The organism is Sphingomicrobium sp. XHP0239, assembly GCF_039555325.1.
GTDB classification, from domain to species: Bacteria; Pseudomonadota; Alphaproteobacteria; order Sphingomonadales; family Sphingomonadaceae; genus Sphingomicrobium; species Sphingomicrobium maritimum.
The window spans coordinates 373,710-390,239 of sequence record NZ_CP154608.1 but is presented as its reverse complement, the minus strand read 5'-3'; the positions used below and the strand labels follow the sequence as shown (position 1 = coordinate 390,239).

General features: G+C 66.9%; 19 protein-coding genes. 1 reads left to right on the top strand and 18 read right to left on the bottom strand.

All coding sequences use genetic code 11. The annotated features are described in order from the left end of the window. The first annotated feature begins 41 nt into the window (after positions 1-41). Complete coding sequence (gene uvrA, locus WJT74_RS01945; protein ID WP_343346221.1) at positions 42-2,987, top strand: excinuclease ABC subunit UvrA; 2,946 nt, start codon at positions 42-44, stop codon at positions 2,985-2,987. Positions 2,988-2,993: 6 nt separating this feature from the next. Here uvrA and WJT74_RS01940 read toward each other — a convergent pair whose 3' ends face one another. The 18 genes from WJT74_RS01940 to WJT74_RS01855 all read right to left on the bottom strand — a co-directional run bounded on the left by WJT74_RS01940 (position 2,994) and on the right by WJT74_RS01855 (position 16,505). Next, a complete protein-coding gene (locus WJT74_RS01940) occupies positions 2,994-3,665 on the bottom strand; it encodes a superoxide dismutase family protein (RefSeq protein WP_343346218.1) in 672 nt (223 codons plus the stop codon). Between the two features lie 122 nt (positions 3,666-3,787). Continuing rightward, positions 3,788-4,657, bottom strand: a complete 870-nt coding sequence (locus WJT74_RS01935) for an outer membrane protein (RefSeq protein ID WP_343346216.1) — start codon at positions 4,655-4,657, stop codon at positions 3,788-3,790. A 95-nt stretch (positions 4,658-4,752) separates the two neighbouring features. Continuing rightward, positions 4,753-5,250 (bottom strand): DUF2793 domain-containing protein, encoded by a 498-nt coding sequence (locus WJT74_RS01930; RefSeq protein WP_343346214.1) that lies wholly within the window; start codon positions 5,248-5,250, stop codon positions 4,753-4,755. A 3-nt stretch (positions 5,251-5,253) separates the two neighbouring features. Continuing rightward, entirely contained in the window at positions 5,254-7,398 is a 2,145-nt protein-coding gene (locus WJT74_RS01925) for a phage tail protein (RefSeq protein ID WP_343346211.1), read from the bottom strand. Next, positions 7,386-7,799, bottom strand: a complete 414-nt coding sequence (locus WJT74_RS01920; protein ID WP_343346209.1) for an NlpC/P60 family protein — start codon at positions 7,797-7,799, stop codon at positions 7,386-7,388. Before WJT74_RS01920 ends, WJT74_RS01925 begins: the two co-directional genes overlap by 13 nt. Next, positions 7,796-8,596 (bottom strand): DUF2163 domain-containing protein, encoded by an 801-nt coding sequence (locus WJT74_RS01915; protein WP_343346207.1) that lies wholly within the window; start codon positions 8,594-8,596, stop codon positions 7,796-7,798. Before WJT74_RS01915 ends, WJT74_RS01920 begins: the two co-directional genes overlap by 4 nt. Then, positions 8,596-10,902, bottom strand: coding sequence for a DUF2460 domain-containing protein (locus tag WJT74_RS01910; RefSeq protein WP_343346204.1), 2,307 nt, complete (start codon positions 10,900-10,902; stop codon positions 8,596-8,598). Before WJT74_RS01910 ends, WJT74_RS01915 begins: the two co-directional genes overlap by 1 nt. After that, a complete protein-coding gene (locus WJT74_RS01905) occupies positions 10,903-11,445 on the bottom strand; it encodes a tail tape measure protein (RefSeq protein ID WP_343346201.1) in 543 nt (180 codons plus the stop codon). It abuts the gene before it with no gap. Position 11,446: 1 nt separating this feature from the next. After that, positions 11,447-11,632, bottom strand: a complete 186-nt coding sequence (locus WJT74_RS01900) for a phage tail assembly chaperone (RefSeq protein ID WP_343346198.1) — start codon at positions 11,630-11,632, stop codon at positions 11,447-11,449. Further along, on the bottom strand, positions 11,629-11,937 hold the full coding sequence (locus tag WJT74_RS01895; protein WP_343346196.1) for a GTA-gp10 family protein: 309 nt from the start codon (positions 11,935-11,937) through the stop codon (positions 11,629-11,631). The genes WJT74_RS01900 and WJT74_RS01895 overlap by 4 nt, the downstream gene beginning before the upstream one ends. Further along, positions 11,934-12,341, bottom strand: a complete 408-nt coding sequence (locus tag WJT74_RS01890) for a phage major tail protein, TP901-1 family (protein ID WP_343348241.1) — start codon at positions 12,339-12,341, stop codon at positions 11,934-11,936. Before WJT74_RS01890 ends, WJT74_RS01895 begins: the two co-directional genes overlap by 4 nt. Continuing rightward, the gene (gene gp17, locus WJT74_RS01885; protein WP_343346193.1) at positions 12,341-12,739 is read right to left on the bottom strand and encodes a tail completion protein gp17; all 399 of its coding nucleotides are present in this window, start codon (positions 12,737-12,739) and stop codon (positions 12,341-12,343) included. The genes WJT74_RS01890 and gp17 overlap by 1 nt, the downstream gene beginning before the upstream one ends. Then, a complete protein-coding gene (locus WJT74_RS01880; RefSeq protein WP_343346191.1) occupies positions 12,736-12,939 on the bottom strand; it encodes a hypothetical protein in 204 nt (67 codons plus the stop codon). Before WJT74_RS01880 ends, gp17 begins: the two co-directional genes overlap by 4 nt. Next, on the bottom strand, positions 12,936-13,271 hold the full coding sequence (locus WJT74_RS01875; RefSeq protein WP_343346189.1) for a phage head closure protein: 336 nt from the start codon (positions 13,269-13,271) through the stop codon (positions 12,936-12,938). The genes WJT74_RS01880 and WJT74_RS01875 overlap by 4 nt, the downstream gene beginning before the upstream one ends. Beyond that, a complete protein-coding gene (locus tag WJT74_RS01870) occupies positions 13,268-13,798 on the bottom strand; it encodes a head-tail connector protein (protein WP_343346187.1) in 531 nt (176 codons plus the stop codon). Before WJT74_RS01870 ends, WJT74_RS01875 begins: the two co-directional genes overlap by 4 nt. Then, a complete protein-coding gene (locus tag WJT74_RS01865) occupies positions 13,798-14,079 on the bottom strand; it encodes a hypothetical protein (protein ID WP_343346185.1) in 282 nt (93 codons plus the stop codon). The genes WJT74_RS01870 and WJT74_RS01865 overlap by 1 nt, the downstream gene beginning before the upstream one ends. Positions 14,080-14,127: 48 nt before the next feature. Then, positions 14,128-14,259 carry a hypothetical protein gene (locus tag WJT74_RS01860; RefSeq protein WP_343346183.1) on the bottom strand — a complete coding sequence of 44 codons (132 nt, stop codon included), beginning with the start codon at positions 14,257-14,259 and terminating at the stop codon, positions 14,128-14,130. 2 nt (positions 14,260-14,261) lie between these two features. Then, positions 14,262-16,505 carry a hypothetical protein gene (locus tag WJT74_RS01855; RefSeq protein WP_343346181.1) on the bottom strand — a complete coding sequence of 748 codons (2,244 nt, stop codon included), beginning with the start codon at positions 16,503-16,505 and terminating at the stop codon, positions 14,262-14,264. Positions 16,506-16,530 lie beyond the last annotated feature (25 nt).

Here is a 16,530-nt window from a genome sequence, read left to right as displayed (position 1 = left end):
CTATCGCGGCGTAGAACAAAACAAGAATATCGAGGATCCGGATGGCGCTCACCAACATCAGCGTGCGTGGCGCACGCGAACATAATCTGAAGGGCGTGGACGTCGACATCCCGCGCGAGAGCCTGACGGTCATCACCGGCCTGTCCGGAAGCGGCAAGTCCAGCCTCGCGTTCGATACCATCTACGCGGAGGGGCAGCGCCGCTACGTGGAATCACTCAGCGCCTACGCGCGCCAGTTCCTCGAAATGATGCAGAAGCCCGATGTCGAGCATATCGACGGACTCTCGCCGGCCATTTCGATCGAACAGAAGACCACCAGCCGCAACCCCCGCTCGACCGTCGCGACCGTCACCGAGATCTACGACTATATGCGCTTGCTCTGGGCGCGGGTCGGCATTCCCTATTCACCCGCAACCGGTCTTCCGATCGAGGCGCAGCAGGTCAGCCAGATGGTCGACCGCACGATGAAGCTGCCGACCAAGTCACGCCACCTCCTGCTCGCGCCCGTCGTTCGCGGCCGCAAGGGCGAGTATCGCAAGGAAATCGCCGAATGGCAGGCGGCCGGCTACACCCGCATCCGGCTCGATGGCGAAGTCTATTCGATCGACGAAGCGCCGAAGCTCGACAAGAAGTACAAGCACGACATCGAGATCGTCGTCGACCGGATCGTCATCAAGGACGGTATCGAACCGCGTCTCGCCGACAGTTTCGAGACCGCGCTCGAACTGGCCGACGGCCTCGCCTATCTCGACCCCGTCGACCCGCCCGAGGAAAGTGCCAAGCAGTCGGGCATGAAGCTCGATCACGGCGTGCCCGGCCGCATCGTGTTCAGCCAGCGCTTCGCCTGCCCGGTTTCGGGTTTCACGATCAGCGAGATCGAACCGCGGCTGTTCAGCTTCAACGCGCCGCAGGGCGCATGCCCCAGTTGCGACGGCCTCGGCGAAATGATGGAATTCGACGAGGATCTCGTCGTTCCCAACCACGATCTTACACTCAAGAAAGGCGCGGTCGTTCCCTGGGCGAAAAGCCAGCCGCCGTCGCCTTACTACATGCAGGTCCTCGGCAGCCTCGCGCGCGCCTACGACTTCAGTCTCGACGACAAGTGGGCCGACCTATCGGACGAAGCCAAGGCCGTGATTCTTCGCGGCACGAAGGGCAAGCCCGTGACGCTCCGCTTCGTCGACAATCGGAAAAGCTACGAGGTGAAGAAACCGTTCGAGGGTGTCATCGGCAATCTTGAACGCCGGCTTCGCACCACCGAAAGCGCGTGGATGCGCGAGGAACTGTCGCGCTACCAGGCCGCCCACCCCTGCGAGACCTGCGGCGGCGCGCGTCTCAAGCCTGAAGCGCGGGCGGTCAAGATCGCGGGAGAAGACATCTCCATGTCCGCCCGCCGTTCGGTCGAGGATGCGGTCGAATGGTTTGGCAGTGTCGCCGAAACGCTGACCAAGCAGCAGCGCGAGATCGCCGGGCCGATCCTGAAGGAAATCAACGAACGGCTCGGCTTCCTGCACAATGTCGGTCTCGACTATCTCAATCTTGACCGCACCTCGGGCACGTTGTCGGGCGGCGAAAGCCAGCGAATCCGCCTCGCCAGCCAGATCGGCAGCGGCCTGTCGGGGGTGCTCTACGTCCTCGACGAACCCTCGATCGGGCTTCATCAGAAGGACAACGACCGCCTGCTCGAGACGCTCAAGCGGCTCCGCGGTCTCGGCAATACGGTCCTTGTCGTCGAACATGACGAGGACGCCATCCGCACTGCGGACCATGTCATCGACATGGGGCCCGGCGCGGGCGTGCGCGGCGGCGAAGTCGTCTGCTCCGGAACCCTCGACGACATCATGAGCTGTGAAGACAGCCTTACCGCCGACTATCTCTCGGGCCGACGCGAAATCGCGGTCCCGGAAAAGCGCCGCAAGGGCACGGGCAAGAAACTGACGCTCAAGGGCGCCCGCGCCAACAATCTCCAGGACGTGACCGCTTCCGTGCCGCTCGGGACCTTCACTTGCGTCACCGGCGTTTCGGGATCGGGCAAGTCCAGCTTCACCATCGACACGCTTTACGCCGCCGCCGCTCGCGCCCTGAACGGTGCGCGCATCCTGTCGGGAAAATACGACCGCATCGACGGGCTCGACCATCTCGACAAGGTCATCGACATCGACCAGTCGCCGATCGGCCGCACGCCGCGCTCCAATCCCGCGACCTACACCGGTGCCTTTACCCAGATCCGCGACTGGTTCGCGGGCCTGCCGGAATCGAAAGCGCGCGGCTACAAGCCCGGGCGGTTCAGCTTCAATGTGAAGGGCGGGCGATGCGAGGCCTGTAAGGGCGACGGTCTCCTCAAGATCGAAATGCACTTCTTGCCTGACGTCTATGTCACCTGCGACGTCTGCCACGGCGAACGCTACAATCGCGAAACGCTGGAGGTGACGTTCAAGGGCAAGTCTATCGCCGACGTTCTCGACATGACCGTCGAGGATGCGGTCTATTTCTTCAAGGCGGTGCCGTCCATCCGCGACAAGATGGAAATGCTCCAGCGCGTAGGCCTCGGCTATGTGAAGGTCGGCCAGCAGGCGACGACGCTCTCGGGCGGCGAGGCGCAGCGCGTCAAGCTCGCCAAGGAATTGTCGAAACGCGCGACCGGGCGAACGCTCTACATCCTCGACGAACCCACCACGGGCCTGCATTTCGAAGACGTTCGCAAACTGTTGGAAGTGCTCCACGCTCTGGTCGAGCAGGGAAACACCGTCGTGGTGATCGAGCATAATCTCGACGTCATCAAAACCGCCGACCATATCCTCGACCTCGGACCCGGTGGCGGCGTCAACGGCGGCATGATCGTCGCCAAGGGCACGCCCGAACAGGTCGCGAAGAGCAAGGAAAGCTACACCGGCCGCTACCTCGCGCCGATGCTCGAAAAGAAAACGTCGAACAGCAAAAAAGCGAAGTCGACGCCTTCCGACGCCGACCTCGCATCTGCAAAATAGTCCGACTTAGTTGGTCGTCGGCTCCATGCTGTTGCCGCCGGTCGTGGCGTCCATCGCGCTCGATGCGCCGTCGTCGTTACCGGACATGCCGGTCTGACCATTCATCCCGCCGCCGCTCGGCGCGGCCAGAACGGCACAGGCGACCCGCGATCCTGCGTCGCCGCCGGGATCGGTCTGATAATCGTCGGCCTCGGCGTGAATCATCAGCGCCGTCCCGTCCGAATCGCTAAGGCTGTAGCGACCTGACGAGACGCCCACCCCCTCGACGATAAAATTGGACTGGCCCATGCCGTCGGCACCGACCGTCATGTTGGCAAGATCTCCTAGGTGCGCACCTTCGGGATTGTCGCGGCCATGCTGGTTTCCCTCGGGGTTCCAGTGCCCGCCAGCGCTCTGGAACTCGGGGCCCTTGCACATACCCGTTTCATGCAGGTGAACCGCGTGCGGCCCTTCGGCGAGCCCCGATGCCTGAACCATCAGCGTGAGGTTCGTGCCATCGTCCCGATACTCGACCGTTCCGACGGAATTGCCGTCGGCATCCATCAGCTGGGCCTGCTGCATTTCGGGCGCCGCCATGTCATCTTGGACCGCCGTATCGGTCTCGACTTCTTCCTCGGGCGCATCGCCGCAACTGGCCACCGCCAGTCCCAGAACCGCTACTGCCATGATCGTGCGCATCGCTCTTTCTCCTTCGCGTGTTTCCACCCGAACGAACTGAAACGCCCTCAAGTTCACTTTCCCGTCAGTCGATGCACCCGAGGCCTTCAGCAACCTCTACCCGATCGCGCGGTAGCCTCGGTTTAGCCGCGCTCCGGCTCCGGCATCGGCGGCGGGGGAGGCGGGGGAGGCGGCGGCGGAGGACATTCCTCGCTGGCCAGGATCACGGTGCCGTCCGGACAAGTGATGGTCGCGGGCGGAGCCGGCGGCGGCGGCGGAGGCGGCGGAGCGGGCGGCGCGACCACGACCTCGTCCTCACCGCGCAGGTTCAGCGTCAGTCCGGCAAGGACGCTGTGCGACGCCCAATTTCCGTCGTTGAGCCGCAGGTTCGAAAAGCCCAGCGTCGTGGGCGGCGCAAAGTCGAAATCGCCCGTGCGAAAATATCGATACTTGAGGCCCACATCGAGCGCCCGGCTGATCGGAAGCCGCAGCTGCGCGATTCCCTGATAGGCGAAGCTGCCGTCCCCCTCGTCGAAAGCCGTGACGCCCGGAATGTTCAATTCGTGGTTGACGTTGGCCAGCCCGACACCGCCGCCCGCCGAGAAGTTCACGCCGTCGGAATTGCCGAGGTCGAGCAGCAGGTTGAGCATGCCCGCGTAGGTCTGCGCCAGGCCCGGATCGTCGACCGACCCTAATGTCGCGACCGACACCGTGTCGATGTCGGCCCGCTGATAGAGCCCTTCCAGTTCGGCCCGGATCACACCGAAATCGTACCCGACCTGCCCCGCGACGGTCCAACCGGCGCCATACTCGAGGCTCACCCCGTCCGCCGCCACCAGCGGGCTCGTCGATCCGTCGGCGACATCGACGACCGTGACAACGAGATCGAGATCGGTGTCGTCGACGATCAGCAGTCCGCCATCCAACCCGATATACAGTCCGCGATCCTGGGCCAGTGCGGGGGTCGCTGCCAGGCTGCCCGCCAGCATGGTCGAAATCAGAAAAGTGCGCATGTTCATTCCCTCGAACGTCCGTGATGTCACGTGATGCATCGTCGCCTAACCCCGATTTGAGAGGGTTTCGTGACGGTCGTGGGATAATGCCTCGATCAGCCTTCGATGAGGCCATGCGTGCGCAGCGCCGCCAGGATTGCGCCGATCGCCGATCGCGCCTCGCCATCGACCGTCGCACCGCCTGCCACATCAGCGATCGCAGGCTGCCGAGCACCGACGACTTGCCGATTCCCGATCCGGACGGTCGACGCTTCGATCTGCCCGTCGATCCAGCTCCCGTCGGCATAGCGCCAGCTACGCTCCGTGATTCGATCGCGGCACATCATTCCCTCGCGCGCCGCCACGAAGCGCCAGCCACCCTCGGTAAACAATGCCAACGCCTGCGCCTGCCCCGAAAAAGCGTCCGTGGGCGCGTCGCCCACGATCCAGCACTCCCCCGGCTCCGGCGCTGCGGGCGGTGTGTCTACAGGTCCGCTTTCCACGGTCGTGTGCAACAGCGCGTCGATCAGGCTCAGCGCCTCGTTATGGGTCATTTCCTTCTGCGCCTGTCCGGGTTGGATCAGGGCCAGGCCGTATCGTGCCGTCCGTGACATTGCTTACTCCTCGATCGTGATTGTTGCGGCAGACGACAGCGCGCGATCGCCGATCTGCGACACTCTGACGGTCCATGGCCCCGCCCCCGCTGGCGCCAGTGAACCGATCGACACGCTCAAGCTGGGCTGTTCGGTCTCGACGGTCACCGTCCCGTCCGCTCCGACGATCTCGCAGCGATAGGCTTCACGCGCTTCGCCGAGCGGCGCATCGATCCCGTCCGCCCAGCCGAACCCCATCCGGCTTCGCCGCACCCAACGCAGCGACAGCGTTTCGCCGTCCGTCGACCCCACCAGATGAACCGGAGAGGGCGGCCGCAGCGCGAGACCCTCGAAAATCATGTCCGCTTCCTGGCTGCTCGCATCCGCGAACCCGACCGGCACCGCGATAACCCGCGCGCCCACCCGTTCGGGATCGAGATCGACCAGCGTCATGCGATGGGGATCGACGGGCACGAACATCTCGCCCTCCCCGTGCGACGCGGTCATGTCTTCCGTCCCGCGCCGGCCGCGCAGGAAACCGGACAATCGAAACCGCCCCTCCCCCATCGCTTCCGCATGCTGATACTGCACGAGTTCGCGGCCGATCATCGCCATGTTCGCTCCCGACCACAGCGCGGCCTCCCCGACCGACACCAGCGACAGCGCCGGATCGATCAGTCGCACGACTAGGCTCGATCGACGATCGACCAGCGCCGACGGCCCGTCGGCCAGCGCCCCTTCCACCGATCCGATGATCGCTTCCCGCCCGGCGCTCTGCATCGTCGACCACCGTTCGCCGACCGCGACGTCGACGGGAACCGCCGACCATCCGGGACTGGCATTCGCGCATGCCAGCATCGCCACGCACCGTCCGCTCCCGTCCAGATCGGGGGGTTCGGCAAGCGCGACCACGCTCGCCGCCCGCTCGACGTCCAGCGATGGCAAATGCCGGCCCGGATCCGCCGGAAGGACGGCGCGATCCAGCCGATCGCCGATCCACCGCGCGCGAATTCTCGCCACGAACCGCTCGATCTCCACCGACAGGACTTCCCACGTCGATGGCCCGCCGCCGAGCCGTATGCGCGTCCCCGGCCGCAAATCCAGGTGGGCGGGCGACAATTGCACCTCCAGGGTGCGCCGGGACCGCCACGCCCGCCGCATTGCGTCCTCGCACCAGCTCCTTGCGTCGGTTGCGCTCAGCACCATCGGCGCTTCGATCGAAACCTCCCGCCGACCGCCGAACGAATGGGCGACGCTGCGCCCGGCCTGATAGTCGCGGTCGGGATCGTAATAGTCGACCGCCATCCGGTTCGGCATCCGCGCATCGGGAAGCAGTATCTCCTGCGCCGGACTGCCCGCCTCTTCGGCGCCGGCAGAGAGATGCTCCGCGCGGATGCCGATGCTCGCGCCAGTGTCCGAAATTTCCAGCCGGTCGCCACGCGCCTCGATCGGTCGATCGACCATCTTCAACAGCGGCTCCAGCGCATCGCCGATCGTGTCGCCATGAACCGCGTAGCCACGCACGGGACGCTCGTCGGCGCAGCGAAGAACGCCGCCCGTCGCATCTTTCAGAATCTCGCGCAGCGGGATCGCCTCGTCGGCCACCACCTCGAAGGTCAGCATCGGGATCCGGTTGCCGAATGCCGCTAATTCCAGCCCCTCGAACAGCACGACCAGATAGTCTCGATACGCCGGCGTCTGGCCTTCCACGCTCGCGATCAGCGGGTCCACATCACGCGCCTCGCCGTCCCCGAGAACGCGCATCACTCCCGGGACCTTCAGGTCTCCGGCCACGCCGCGCAGCAGCTTGCCGTCCGCCCAGACCCGCCCGATCGAACCCTTGACCCGCGACGACAGGGCGATCGCGAAATTGGCGTTATAGCTGTAGGTGATGCGGTCCGGCTGCCCCTTTGCGCCGCTGACTGCTTCCGATTCCTGCAGGTCGGTTGCCCAGACGATCGTGCCGGCCACCCGCATCGTGCCGTAGATGGCCGGCACCGCCGCGCCATAGTGCGACCCCTGTACCGCCAGATCGCCCAGCCGCGGCCCGCGCCGTGGCCCGGGTCCCCACACCCGCTGATCGATCTGCTGTCCGACCAGCGCGCCGATCGCGCCGCCCAGGGGTCCGCCCACCGCCGAACCCACCGATTGCAAGACTAGGGTCGCCATGTCGCCGTCCTTTCCTTGTCGTTGCGGCGGCGTTGCCAGACGGCCTCCACCGGCCAAGGCACGTGTCCGGGCCGTTCGACCACCCGCCCCTGCACCGCATCGGCATGGATGATCCCATTTCCCGTCCAGATGGCGAGGTGCCGGCGACCCCTGCCCGTTCGGATCAGCAGAACATCACCCTCCTCGGGCACGCCGCGCCCGACATCGAAGTACCGCCCTGCGATCGCGTCCATGTCCGCCCGCCGTTCACGCCAATCGTAGTCCGACGGGATCGCGTCACGCTCCAGCGCGAACACCTCGACGATCAACCCGACGCAATCGAACCCGCTCTGGTGTTCGCGCCCCTGGAACCGGAAGGGGCTGCCGACATACGTGCGCGCCCGCGCCACGAATATGTTCAAGCGCCCGGATACCGCGTCAGCAGGTCGGAGCCGGGAAGGTGAGGCTCGCCCCGAAAGTTGCGAGCATTGTGGAACCGCGCGACACAGGTCGCGAAGGTCTTGTCGCACCCCTCGACCAACTCCAACCGCATCCCCGGCTCGATAGGCCAGCGCGGCGCCTCACGCAGTCGCATGCCGCCCCCCGCGGCCTCCACGACCACGAACCGCTCGCCCCGATGGGGTCCGTCGAGCAAGCGCGCGGTCCCGAACGCCATTCCGTCGGCATTCCCGCCCGCCACGTCGATCTTCTCGCCATCGGACGAAACGACCACGGCAAATCGCCGCAAGTCTTCCATGTCGACACGGCACTTCCGGTCTCCCAGCTGCGCTCGGCACAGCGGAGATGTTCGTGGACAGGCGGGTCCTTCCAACGCCGCGAAGGCGGTCAACAACGACGCCTCGAATTCCGCGCCAACCTTTCCGACCTCGCCCAGTTCGCCTGCCAGAAGCTCCACCTCGCCGTCCGCCGGATCGCTCCAGTCGACCAGGAACATCCGCACCCGCGCCCCGTCCCACAGCCCCGCCAGCAAGGATTCCTCGTCGAGCAATGCACTCGACACCGCCCCCGTCACCGCGCTCTCGCCCTCTTCGCTCGCCCCGTCGAAGCGAAGCTGGCGCGGCGTCAACCCTGCGCCGGGCGTGAACCGCACGCCATCGATCGTGATCGTCTCGTCGTGGCTGGTGAGGGCAAGCCCCGCGCCGTCCCGCCGCTCGATCGTCCAGCAGAATGCCAGCCGCATCACCGCGGCATCCAGCATCACGCCGCCCCCTCGCGCACTTCGATGAGCGGAACGCTCGGCGCCTCGCCTGCCAGGAAACTCGCGCGATTGATGTCCAGCCGATCCTCCGCAAACCGCACCGGCACGTCGAACAGGAAACCTGCGCTTACGACGCTGCCCTCGCCGGGTGCGACGGCGAACTCGACCATCCCCCCCTCGCCCAATGTCCAGCCCGCCGCTTGCTCGTCCCCGTCGACCGCCACGCGCACGCTACCCACCACCGGGCGGGTGATCCGCCGCGTCTCCCCGTCTCCGTATCGCTTCAGCAGCGCGAAGCGGGTCTGCACCCCGTTGGCGATCGCGATTTCCTGGTCCTCCGGCCGTGGATCGCCGCCGTCCGGCGCCGACGAATGATCGAACGGATCGCGGAAACGAAAGCCTTCGGCCCGCCCGCGCCGGGCACGAAAGAAGTCGATCAGCGCCCGCATCTCCGCGTCCGACCGCACGCCGGGACCCGCGTCATATTCCAGCCGCGCCTGTTGCCAGTCGGCATTGCGCTGCTCGTGCCCGCTCGCCGACACCACCACCTGCGTCGAGAAGGTCGGACGCACGCCTGCCTCCGCCCCGACTGCGATCGGGAACTCCACATCCTTCACGGCTTCCACGGCCTCTTCCTCTCCAAAGATGACGATGCCTTCGCGGATCATCTGCGGCAGCGCCCAGATGAACACGTCCGCCACGCCGCGCGTCACCGCCGCGTTCGCCGCGTCGATGATCAACGGCCAGTTCGCCCGCGCGGTCGTCTCGTTGATCGCGAAGCCTGCCAGATAATGCTGCTCGTCGGTGGGATAGCCCAGCCGCGCATCGACCTCGGCGAGCGCAGCCTTGCGCAGCCCCGTCCCGACATCGTCGGTCACCCAGTCATAGTCTTCCAGCTGCAGCACATCGAATGCCGGGCTCGCCCAGCCGATCGGCAGGTTCGCCCGTTTCGCCTCGGGTGCCTCTGGCGCAAGGATGCTCGGCAGGTAGGCCAACAGGTGCGATACCGTCGACGGCTCCTTCGCCTTGGCCCGGTCGACCAGCGCCCGCGTCGCCGCCGACAGCAGCACGCCCGCCTCGTCGAGCAGATCCTTCTCTTCCTGCGAGAGGTCACCGTCGACCCGCTCGATCACTGGCGGATCGCCCCCGAACGCGGCCCGCGCCGCATCGTCGTACAGGCAGATATGCTTGTCCTCGGGCTCGATCCACCACCACGGCTCGCCGATCTGGATCTTCGGCGCCAGTCCCGCCGCCGATCCGATCTCGAGGCATTCGTCCAGGATCGTGCCCAGATACTCGATGGCGGCATCGTTCGCGGGCGACACCAGCGCGGACGGCGGCACCCATCCCGTCAGCCCCGGCTCGCCGTTAGACCGCCGCTGCTTCCACGGCTCCGGACAGAATTCGTCAAGAAGCTCGAAGCTCAACGACCAGATGAACTGCCGCCCCTGAGCGTGCAGCGCCTTCACCAAGGCCTCGTGCCACACCCGCGCGGGCCCGTTCATGCGCCGCGCGGTATCGATCCGCCCGTCGCCGCCCAGCGCCATGTAATGGCTCATGCCGACATAGTGATTGACGATGGGGCCGTGCCCCAGCCGATCGACCGCCTCCGCCACCCGTTCGGGCGGCAGGTTATAGAGGTCGTCATAGGCGGTGCACGCGTTGAACGGATGCTTCGGTTGCCAGCTGGATCCTTCCAGGATCACGCTTCCCGGTCCCGTGCACTCGATCTCCGTCACCGCGACCGAACCGATCGCGGGCGCCGAGCGCACGACGTCCGATCCCTGCACGTAATCGGGCGGCACCAGCGAAATGAACATCCTGTCGATGTCCCTCGGATCGACCGGATCGTCCGCCTCCCACCCGCTCGCCATCGCGTCGAAATCGAGACTTACTGTAGCATCGTCGGGCGACCCGCTCGCGTAGTTCCACAGTCGCACATACCACCCGCGCGGATTGCCGTCCGCGTCGCGTCCCTCGATGGTAAGTGTCGGCCCGTTGATCTGGTCGAGAGCGATCAGCCCCTCGCTCCGCCAGCGAAATCTTAGCTTCGTTCCCGAATAATCCCGTGCCGTCACCCGTGCGTGCGCCGGGTGGCTCCACTCGTCCTCGCTTTCCCAGATCAGCCCGACCAAGTCGCCCTCGCGCAGGAACTCCGCATCGACCAGCAGCTGGTGCGACGCCTCGCCCAGCCGCAGACAGGCGATCGTCCCGCGCGGAAAATTGACCGTCCAATGCTTGGGCGCGAAGCGCTTGACCGGCGACCGCTCCAGCGGCGCGTCCGGTTTGGCATACCAGAACCGCATCTATCGTACCGCCCGCCGCACCGCCGCCGCCAGCTGGCGCGAGCTTCGCGACAGGATCGCCGCCTCCCTTTCGCTTGGCGGCGCGCGCAGCGACACCGACACGTTCACCGCTCCCGATGCGCGGGCCATCGGCTCGACCCGCCCCGCCGATCCCGGCACGAACAGCTCCGGTCCCCGCTCGCCGACCAGATAGGGCCGGTTGTCCATGACCGCCCCGCCCGTCTGCCGCCCCGGTAATCCCACCAACCCGCCGAGCAACGAACCGAGGTTCAACCCTCCGATCCGCCCGCCCGGCAGCAGCGCGCGCAAGCTCGCCGCCGCGATCGAATTCATCGCCGACATCGCGCTTCGCTGCAGATCCTCGAACCCGAGCTTGCCCTGCCGTATGCCGCGCAACAGCGCCCCTTCGATCCGCCCGCCCAGTAGGTCCAGCCCCTCGGCCAGCGGCCCGTTCACCTCGCGCCGCACCGCGTCCAGCTCCTGCCGAACCGCGCGCGTATCCGCCCGCACCCGCACCACCAGTTCGTCCAGTTCCTCGGCCATCTCACTCCCCGTCCATCAATACCCGCAGCGAGCGCACGTCCTCGTCCGCCAGCCCTTGCCCGCCGTCGCCCAACCCCAGCGCATTCAGTAAATCCTGCGGCGTCGCCGCCCAGAAGGTATCGGGCGTCCATCCCAACCCTCGCGCCGCCAGCCCCGCCAGCCGCGCCGCGCTCTTCGCGAACGTCACGCCCGCCCCGACAGCACCTGCGTCAGGACCGCTTTTACCGCCGGCATCGCCGCGACCATGCCGCCCGCGACCAGCGCCTCGCCGATCCGTTCGCGCGTGACCGCCGCGGGCCGCCCCTCGCGCGACAGATGGTCGAACAGCACCGCAATCTCGCCCAACGCCAGCTGCCCCTCCGCCGCCCGCTCGGCAAACGCGAACAACGGTCCGATTTCGCCTTCCGCCGCCACCAGCGCCGCGAAACTCGGCCGCAGCGTCAGTTCGGCATCCCCGACGCGAAAGCTCGCCTCGCCGCGCGCCGGATTCACTGGCTCGTCACCCGCCCGCTACTCTCGAGGCTCAAAGTGTAGGTCCGCTCCCCGTTGTAATCGCCCGCATAATCCAGCCGACTGACCAGGAAGCGCCCGCGCATCGTCTCGCCGCTCTCGAAGCTCAGTTCGTAGTCGTCGATGCCCCCGTCGAGCGCCAGTCCACGCACCTGGACCTCCGCATCGGACCCGGTGAAGATCCCGCTCGCCGACACGCTCACCGACCGCACTCCCGCGCCCGACAGCAGTTCGCGCCACCCGCCGGAATCCTTGTTGGTGATCGCCACCGCGTCGCCGTTGATCGTCAGGTTCGTCGTCTTCAGCCCCGCCACCGTCGCATAGGTGATCGGCGCTCCGCCGTCCCCGATCTTCAGCAGGAACGCGCTGCCCTTTTCCGCCGCCATCATTCGCTCTCCTCAGTATATTCTGGGGCCGCCAACAGGCGCGCCCGAAAATCCATCTGCCCGGCCCACGGCCCCGCCACGTCGCGTTTCAGCCCCCGCTTCACGAAGTTGAGCGTCACCAGCTGCCACCCCTCGACCGGCCCGATCGCCGCCAGCGCGGGCTCGACCTCTTCGATCAGCGCCTCCAGCCGCGCGGGTACGTCGTCCCACACCGTCACCGCCGCCAGCACCTCGCGGCCTGCGCCCGTTTTGTGCCCCCAGTCGCGTTCGTCCCGCGCGTCGACCGCGACGTAGGGATAGGCCGCACGCGCCGGTGGCCCGTCGTAGATGCCGCTCAGGCCGTCGACGGGCTCCAGCGCCCTCACGATCGCGGCCTGCAACGCCGCCCCGGCGCTCATCGGCCCCACCGTGCGGCAAAGCGCAACGCGGGCTCGTGCAGCATCCGCTGGAACAACCCGCTCGCGACCACGCGCACCTCCGCTCCGTTCCGCTCGATCCGAAGGCCGCGACCGGCATCCCCCAGCGCCGCCGCGATCCGCATCGCCTCGATCTCCGCGGCACGCCTGCCCCGCGCCGCCACCGCCGCATCCCAGTTCATGCGCGCCACTCCTCGATTTCCAGTTCGATGCGATCGGGCAGCCGCGGGTCGTCCATCAGCCGCCGGATCAGATACAGCCGCCCGCGCCAGCGCAGCCGCTGTCCCATCGCGATCCCGTCTCGCCAGCGGATCGTCGCCACGAAGCGTCCCATGGCAGACAGCGCCATGCCCTCGGCCTCCGCGCCCGCTCCCCGCGCCGATATCGCCGCCAGGCACCGCGCCACTTCGCGCCACTCGCCGACGCGCACGCCGGTCGGCGTTCGCTCCTCGACCGGCGCTTCGATGACGACGCGCTCCCGCAGCCGTCCGGCGAACTCCTCCGCGTGGCTCACAGGCGCACCGGCCGATACGGCTTCCACAATGCCGTCACCGCCGCCGGCGGCGTATCGTCGGCATCGCGATGCGCGAAGAAATGCGCGGTCAGCCGCAGGATCCCCTGCCGCAGCGGTTCGGGAACCTCGTTCTGCTCGGCCGCCATCCCCGCACGTCCGGCCACCGCCAGGCGCTGCGCCGACCCTCCGGACGGCAACCGCACATAGCCTACACCGTCCGCGTCGATATCCACCTCGTACGACCCGAACGCCAGCGCCTGCCGCGTTCCGTCGGGCAGCACCGCGGCCACGTCCGTGATCGCGTTGACCGGCGTCACCGCCAGCCGCACCCAGTCTCCGCTGCTCGCCACGATCGCCTCGAACGCGCGGTCCATGATCCATTGCCCGATGAACTGTTCGCACACCGCGCTCGCCGTCCGCACCAGCGCCGCGAGCAGCGCCTCTTCCTCGCCGGTCTCGACCCGAACGAACGCCTGCGCTTCGCCGATCGACACCGGCAGCGCGCCCTTGTCGATTGTCCCGCTCATCAGCGCGCCTCCACGCGCAACATGATCGACCGCCGGTCGCTCCGTCCACCCGCCGTCACGACCTGGTTCGACAATCGATAGACATGTCCCGGCAGTCCGCCTTCGACCGTCACCGTCGCCACCGTCGTCGCGAAGCGCGACGCGCTCACCGCCACCCCGCCTTCGCCGTGCGGAAACACACTCCACTTGCTCTCGACCAGCGTATCGCCGTCGAGATAATCCGCACCCCAGTCGATCTCGTAGTCGAGCGCGGCCTGCGGATCCTTCAGGATCAGGCTCATCACGTCTTCCTTTTCTTCTGTTCGCTTGTTGCGAAGGTCGGCAGCGGCTCAGCGCGGCTCGGGCTGTGCGATCCGGTCGGCCAGCGACTGGATCCGGCGTTTTGGCGGCACGCGACGCTGCGACCGGCCATCGATCTCGCCGATGGCGGCCTCGGACACGGCGGGGGCGGAGATGCTCATCGTCACACCGCCTTTCGCAGCCGCACGTGCCAGACGCTCGCCGCCAGCGTGACCGCGCTCCCGCTCGGATTATGGACGGTGACCGTCACGCTATCGTTGGCCGTGACCTCGCCGCGCGCCTCGACACCCTGCAGCCCCGCTGCCAGCGACACGCCCGCGACCATGTCCCCGACCCGCGCGCCCGTTACGGTCACGGTGGTGGCCGTCTTGCGCTCGCCCGCTGCCACGGCCAGCCCGCTCACCGCCTTGCTTCCCGACAGCAGCGGCTGGTCGAGCACGTCCCACACCGTTCCGCCGAAATTGCGATGCGTGTTGAAGCTCGCGTGCGACGCGATGTAGCTCACCGGCCGCCCCCGCTCGGGCCGCGCGATCTTGGCTCGCAGCCCCGGCACGGTCTTGTAGGTCCCGTTCGGATCGCTCGACACCAACAGGGTCATCGTCACGTGCCAGGTGATGTTGGCCGGGTCCGCCGTATGATAGGGCACCAGCTGCATCACCCCGCCCCCGAGCCGGTCGGCCAGCAGCTCGCCGGACAGGATGAAATGCGCCCCCGCGACGTTCGGCGGCGACGCGAAGTCCAGCAACAGCGGCGCATCCCACAATGGACAGGCACTCAGCAGCATCCGCGTGAAATAGCTGCCCCCCGTATTGGCCTTGAACAGAAACGCGTTGGCCTTCAGCGCACCGCCGACCGCCTCCACATCGCCCGCGCTCCCGAAGCTCGCGACATAGTCGAGGGGGTCGACGACCTCGCAATGGTGGAACGAGACCCGCACCATCTTGGGGCCCAGCTGTCCCGCCAGCGTGACCGCGTTCGGGCCGTCGACATAGCCGCCCGTGACCACGCCCGGCCCCGCCTTGAAGCGCACATGGTCGAACGTCACCGCATTGCCGAACCGCTCGGTATAAGGCGCATAGCTCTCCGAAATCTGGTCGTGCCAGATCTCCAGCGCCTTGGCCGCGCCGCCGCCCGCGTCATGCACGATGATGTCGCTGTTCGCGATCGTCAGCTTGCAACGCTGGATGCGCCGGATGCCCGCCAGCCGACAGTTCGAAAACGACCCGTGCACGCGATAGAAATTGACGAACGGCAGCCCCGACCGGGCCGTATCCGACCGGACCGTGACATTGTCGAACTGCGCCCGCACCGGGTTGATCTCGGTTCCGTTGCTGTCCCCCGCCAGGTCCAGCGTCGAATGGATCACCATGTTCGACAGCATCAGCGTCATCGTCGCGGGCGTCGCGTAGGGCTCGCTCTCCCAGCTGTTGCATTCGCAATTCGTCATGATCGTGCCGAACGTCGAATAATAGGAAAACTGCCAGTCCGCCCGCGGTCGCCGCACCGCCGCGTCCACGGTCGCGCAATCGGACGCCATGAAATGCTCGATGCGGATGTTCTGGTGATAGCCGTCGCCGACACGGTTCCTGCCCACGTCGCAGTGAAAGAACCGGATCGCCTTGGGCGTTCCCGTCCCCAGCAACCATTTCACGTTAGCCGACTGCTCCTCGGCAAAGAGATTTTCCGCGTCGAACTCGCAATTGGCCTCGTTCCCGTCGAACGTGATGTTGTGGAATTCGTAGGTCGACCCCGCATTGCCGATCAGGAACATCAGGCTCGACGTCGCGCTCATCGTCGGCGCCGCGCGGCGCTTGATGACCGCGCCCGGCTCTCCCACGATCCGCAGCCGCTCCCCGTCGGGAATACTGATCCGCACGCCCGACGCCGTCCCCGATGCGGCGTCGATCCAGTAGGTTCCGGCAGGCACCTTGAGGTCCTTGCCCTGCGCGACCGCCGCCGACGCCGCATCGGCGAAAGCCTGTCGGTTCGCATCGGAGCCGACCGAACTGTTCTCATCGATCATCGCCCCGAATTCGGTGACGTTGACGAACCCCAGGCTCGGAAGGTCGGGCGTCCCGCCGCCATTGCCGGCACCGCCCTTGGCGACCTCCTCGAACCAGGGTGCGCCGACGACCAGCGCCACCTGTTTCGCGCCGTTCGAGAAATCGGTCGCCTCTCCGCTCGTCGGCGTCCGCGCGATCGTTCCATCGCCCTCCAGCCGGCCGACACCCGTCTCGGTCTCGTCGGGTCGCGACTGGTTGACGATCGAATAATAGAATTCGTCTCCCGGCTCCAGCGCATCGGCGAACGCGCGATAGCCCGCCGGCGGCCCCTTCAGGATCAGATTGTCGGTGCCGCTCGTCGTGGTCGTCTCACGAACCAGATCGGCAAACTTCACATCGGTCATAGGCGTCTTCCACGAATAGCCTCCC